The sequence below is a fragment of the Terriglobales bacterium genome (assembly GCA_035624475.1).
Lineage (GTDB): Bacteria > Acidobacteriota > Terriglobia > Terriglobales > Acidobacteriaceae > DASPRL01.
Genome location: DASPRL010000042.1, coordinates 1 through 4,909 on the forward strand (window position 1 = coordinate 1; position 4,909 = coordinate 4,909).

Here is a 4,909-nt window from a genome sequence, read left to right on the forward strand (position 1 = left end):
CGCCGATCACGCCGATCATCCTGGGAGAGGGCAAGACCACGATGGAGTTCTCGCGCGCCCTTTTCCAGGAGGGCGTGTTGGGGACGGGCATCACCTTCCCCACCGTGCCCGAGGGCAAGGCACGGGTGCGCACCATCATGACCGCCACTCACACGCGCGACGAATTGGACCGCGCGCTGGAAGTGCTGAAGCGGGTGGGGAAGAAGATGGGGATCCTGAGTTAACCACAGAGGACACAGAGGGCACAGAGGAATTGAAGAAGGGGATCATTCTCGTCTGGGCGTTGCCCGGCACGCTGGCGTTCGCCGCGCTGGCGGCGCCGCTGCTGAGCGGGCATCTACTGGCGGCGTGGGCGATTCGGGAGTTCTTCTCGCGGGTATGCCACCAGGAAGCGCAGCGATCGTTTTGGATCGCGGGCGCGCCGGTGGCGGTGTGCGCGCGCTGTTTGGGCATCTACCTGGGTGCGGCAGTCGGTGCCTGGATGCGGTGGCCGCGGCGGGTGGCGGTGCGGTTCCTGGCGGTGGCGGCGGTCATCAACGGGCTGGATGTGGCGACGGAGATGGCGGGGCTGCACGGCAACTGGATAGACCTGCGGTTCGTCTTTGGCGTAGTTCTGGGAGTGGGGATGGCGGCGGTGGTGGCGGCCAGTTCCCTCGGGTCGCCCTCGCTGGCGCTGCGGGCTTCCTCGAGAACTCAAAGGGTAGAGCGGTCTCTTTGGCACGGCTGAAGCCGTGCCCCTCCGAAGTCTGTGCCGTCCCTGCGGGACTCGGGCATTGGCGGCTCCTGACCCAGCGCTGAAGCGCTGGGCTAACGAATGGCGTCGCTACGCGCCTGACAAGTGGCGCTCACCTCGGATCCATCCAGCCGATAGGGATCCTTCGCTGCCTCGGTCTCCCGCAGAGCGGATCCCTCGCCGCGCTCAGGATGACAATCCCAGACGGTGGGGCGAAGTCTGAAACCGTGCGCCTCCGAGAATCCCTATTCCAACCGGTGGACGAGGCGGCCGCCGACGATGGTGGCCAGGACGCGGCCGGTGAGCTGCCAGCCGTCGAAGGGAGTGTTGCGCGACTTCGAGAGCGACTTGGCGGCCTCGAAGGTCCAGCGCTTCTTGGGATCGAAGAGAGTGACGTCGGCGATGGCGCCGCGCACCAGGGTGCCGCGCGCTTTCAGCCCCAGGATGCGGGCGGGGTTGGTGGAGAGCAGTTCGACCAGGCGCACCAGGGGCACGCGCTTCTCGGCGTGCAGCTTGGTGACCGCCAGGGCCAGCGCGGTCTCCAGTCCGGTGACCCCGAAGGGCGCGCTCTCGAACTCCACCTGCTTCTCGTAGGCGGCGTGGGGAGCGTGGTCGGTGGCGATGGCATCGGCGGCGCCGTCGGCCAGGGCGGAGAGCAGGGCCTCACGGTCGGCGGCGGAGCGCAGCGGCGGGTTCATCTTGGCGTTGGTGTCGTACTCGCCGACGGCCTCGTCGGTGAGGGTGAAGTGGTGGGGCGTGATCTCGCAGGTGACGCGGGTGCGATTGCGCTTGCCGCGGCGGATGGCCTTGATGGCGGCGGCGGTGGAGACGTGGGCGACGTGCAGGCGGGCGCGCGCCTGGGCGGCGAACTGGACGTCGCGCTCCACGATGGCGGCCTCGGCTTCCGCGGGCATCCCGCGCAGGCCCAGGCGGAAGCAGGTGGAGCCGTCGTGCATGGAGCAGCCGGCGGTGAGGCGGGTGTCCTCGGCGTGCTGGATGACCAGCAGGTCGAAGGCGGCGGCGGTCTTCAAGGCCTCGCGCATCAGCAACTCGTCGAGGATGGGCTTGCCGTCGTCGGTGACCGCCACGGCGCCGGCGCGCTGCAGGGAGCGGAAGTCGGTGAGGCGCCCCCCCTTGGAGCCCACGGTGGCGGCGGCCACGGGCAGCACGTTGACCAGGGCGCCGCGGGCGGGGTCCTGCAGCCAGGCCGTGACCTCCGGGGTGTCGTTCACCGGGGCGGTGTTGGGCATGCAGCAGACCGTGGTGAAGCCGCCGGCGGCGGCGGCGCGGGTGCCGGTGGCGATGGTCTCCTTGCGGGCCTGGCCGGGCTCGCGCAGGTGGACGTGGAGATCGATGAAGCCGGGGGCGACGATCAGGCCCTTGGCGTCGAAGGTCTCGTCGGGATGGCAGCGCAGCTTGTTGCGCGGGGCGACCTCGGCGACGCGGCCGTCGCGCAGCAGCACGTCCATCTCGGCGTCCACCTTGGCGGCCGGGTCCACCACCCGCCCGTTGCGGAGGAGCAGCGAAGGGATCTTGTCGGGGCGCTCTTTCATCCCGCCACCCCCAGGCAGTTGGCCAGCACCGCCATGCGCACGGCCACGCCGTTGTGCACCTGCTCCTCGATGACCGACTGGGGCAGATCGGCCAATTCGCCGGTGATCTCCATGCCGCGGATGACGGGGCCGGGATGCATGAGGATGGCATCGCGCTTGGCCAGGCGCAGGCGCTCGGGAGTGAGCTGGTAGCCGGCCACGTAGTCGCCGACGCGCAGCTTGCGTCCGGCCAGGCGCTCCTTCTGGACGCGCAGCGCCATGATGACGTCGGCGCCGCGCAGAGCGTCCTCCACGTGGCGCGTGACGCGCACCCCGGGAGCCAGCGTGGCGGCCATATCGGGAACCAGTTCCGGCGGGCCGCACAACACCACCTGCGCGCTGAACTTCGAGAGCAGGTGGACGTTGGAGCGAGTGACCCGGCTGTGGTAGATGTCGCCGATGATGGCGATCTTCAGGCTCTTCAGCTCTTTCTTGTGCTTGAGGATGGTGAAGGCATCGAGCAGGGCCTGGGACGGGTGCTCGTGCATGCCGTCGCCGGCGTTGATGACCGGGACCTGGAGATGGCGGGCGAGCAGGTGGGGCGCCCCCGCAGCGGGATGGCGGATGACGATGGCGTCGGAGCCCAGAGCGGCCAGGGTCTTGCCGGTGTCGATCAGCGACTCGCCCTTGGCGATGCTGGAGGCGGTGGCGTGCACCACGCTGGTGGTGGCGCCCAGCGCCTTGGCGGCGTACTCGAAAGAGATGCGGGTGCGGGTGGAAGGCTCGTAGAAGAGCAGGGCCACACGGCGGTCGCGCAACAGCGGGCGCGAGCCGTTGGACTGCATGCGCCGGGCCAGGCGCAGAAGGCCCGAGATCTCCTCCGGCTTCATGGTTTCGATGCTGAGCAGGGAGCGCTTCATGGCTCAGCCCATCCTCTCCATGAGTAGCACCTTCTCCACGTTGTCGACTTCCTTGAGCTGAACTTCGACGTTCTGCTCGCGCGTGGTCTGGACCTTGCGCCCCACGAAGGTGGCCTCGATGGGCAACTCGCGGTGGCCGCGATCGATGAGCACGCAGAGTTGCACCCGGCGGGGACGGCCGTGGGAGAAAAGCGCGTCCAGCGCGGCGCGGATGGTGCGGCCGGTGTAGAGGACGTCGTCCACCAGGATGATGTCCTTGCCGGCCACGTCGAAGCCGATGGCCCCCTTCTGTACCACCGGCTTGGGCGCGATGGGCGAAAGGTCGTCGCGATAGAGGGCGATGTCGAGGCTGCCCACGGGCACGGTCTTGCGATCGATGCGCTGAATCAGCTTGGCCAGGCGTTCGGCGAGAAAGACGCCGCGGCGGCGGATGCCGACCAGGCCCAGGTTCTCCACTCCGTTGTTCTTCTCCACGATCTCGTGGGCCAGACGCACGAGCGTGCGCTCGATCTCGGAGGCCGACATAAGCTGCGTCTTTTCACGCAGTTGCGGCGGACGCGGTTGCGGCTGCGAACTCACAGATGGGCTCGTTGGGCGCAGGCGTTCGGGGGAAATGGCTGCGGTGCAGAATCATACGGGAGGGGTGGCGAAAGGGGCAAGACGAACCTGACGGGCGGTGTCCAGAAGGGAAACAGAGAGCCAGGGGTCAGGCGCGGTCGCGCTTGCCGAATAGCGAGGCGCCGAGCGCTCCGCCCGCCGTACAAAACACGACAAAGGCTATAAAAAACAACAACATACCGACGGTGACGAAGGTGGCGAAGCCCTGCGGCGACATCATCCACTGCACCATGGCCTGGACCTGGGGATCGGGGTTGCGGGCGGCAGACTGCTCCAGGGCCTGGCGCAGTTCCGAGCGGATGCGGCCGCCCATGTGGAGAACCACCACCTCCACGAACAGGCGGAGCGCGGTCAGAGCGGCGAAGAGGAAGAATCCCAGCACGCCCGCCGCGGCGCCCAGGCGCGCGCCCATGCCGGAGGTGACGTCGGCGCGGGAACGGCGGCGATAGAAGGAGACGGCCAGAGCGCCACCGCCCAGCATCCACAGGCAGCAGCCCAGGCTGACCACGGGAACCAGGGAGGCGAGAGCGGCCGCCAAGCCGCCCACCGCCGCGGCCGTCAGGCCAAGGTGCCAGTCCACGGACTGGGGCGCCGAGGGCAGGGGCACTGGCTGGGCCGGAGGCTGGAGGTTCTCCGGAGTGCCGGGCGGAAGCGACGGCCCGGAGGGCGGGAGCGAAGAGGGAGCGGGAGCTACGCGAATCTGCGGCGCGCCGCAGCTCTGGCAGAAGGGGACGCCCTCCTCCACCGCCGCGCCGCACTGATGACAGGGATGTTCCACGCAGGCCAAGGTACCGCAGGGGTGCGCACGCGCGCAACCCGCGGAGCTACATGGTCTGGCGTTCGCCGCGGGTTTCCACGTAGACGAGGGCGAAGCGGCAGCCCTTGTCCAGGGGCTTCACGTCGACCAGGTGATGATGGTCTCTCGTGCCCACCGCTAGATCCACCTGGCCGGAGACCCGGCCGGACTCGGGCGCGGTGCGGCAGCGGACATCCTGCTTCCAGTCGGAAGGGTTGTCGCCCTTCACATCCGCGTCCACGCCGTTGGGGCATTCGATCATCTTGCCCATCGCGCCCAGCTCCTTGCGATAGAACTGCAGGACCTTCTC

7 protein-coding genes are annotated in these 4,909 nt (G+C 68.8%); 2 read left to right on the forward strand and 5 right to left on the reverse strand.

Features of this window, described 5'->3' with window-relative positions:
* The coding region (locus tag VEG08_01970; protein ID HXZ26743.1) for an aminotransferase class I/II-fold pyridoxal phosphate-dependent enzyme at window positions 1-224 on the forward strand (224 nt) is incomplete at its 5' end.
* 29 nt (window positions 225-253) lie between these two features.
* Window positions 254-727 carry a DUF2085 domain-containing protein gene (locus VEG08_01975; GenBank protein ID HXZ26744.1) on the forward strand — a complete coding sequence of 158 codons (474 nt, stop codon included), beginning with the start codon at window positions 254-256 and terminating at the stop codon, window positions 725-727.
* Between the two features lie 251 nt (window positions 728-978).
* Here VEG08_01975 and VEG08_01980 read toward each other — a convergent pair whose 3' ends face one another.
* The 5 genes from VEG08_01980 to VEG08_02000 form a co-directional block, all read right to left on the reverse strand.
* Complete coding sequence (locus VEG08_01980) at window positions 979-2,286, reverse strand: dihydroorotase (GenBank protein HXZ26745.1); 1,308 nt, start codon at window positions 2,284-2,286, stop codon at window positions 979-981.
* On the reverse strand, window positions 2,283-3,185 hold the full coding sequence (locus tag VEG08_01985; GenBank protein ID HXZ26746.1) for an aspartate carbamoyltransferase catalytic subunit: 903 nt from the start codon (window positions 3,183-3,185) through the stop codon (window positions 2,283-2,285). Before VEG08_01985 ends, VEG08_01980 begins: the two co-directional genes overlap by 4 nt.
* Window positions 3,186-3,188: 3 nt before the next feature.
* Window positions 3,189-3,764, reverse strand: a complete 576-nt coding sequence (gene pyrR / locus VEG08_01990) for a bifunctional pyr operon transcriptional regulator/uracil phosphoribosyltransferase PyrR (GenBank protein HXZ26747.1) — start codon at window positions 3,762-3,764, stop codon at window positions 3,189-3,191.
* Window positions 3,765-3,891: 127 nt separating this feature from the next.
* Window positions 3,892-4,383 carry a hypothetical protein gene (locus VEG08_01995; GenBank protein HXZ26748.1) on the reverse strand — a complete coding sequence of 164 codons (492 nt, stop codon included), beginning with the start codon at window positions 4,381-4,383 and terminating at the stop codon, window positions 3,892-3,894.
* Window positions 4,384-4,627: 244 nt separating this feature from the next.
* Window positions 4,628-4,909, reverse strand: a 282-nt coding sequence (locus VEG08_02000; GenBank protein ID HXZ26749.1) for a hypothetical protein, incomplete at its 5' end; no start/stop codon positions are given.

What these genes read in the sequence shown, in the direction of transcription:
- VEG08_01985 (HXZ26746.1), bottom strand. Translation starts at nt 3,185, where the DNA reads ATGAAGCGCTCCCTGCTCAGCATCGAAACCATGAAGCCGGAGGAGATC.
- VEG08_01980 (HXZ26745.1), bottom strand. Translation starts at nt 2,286, where the DNA reads ATGAAAGAGCGCCCCGACAAGATCCCTTCGCTGCTCCTCCGCAACGGG.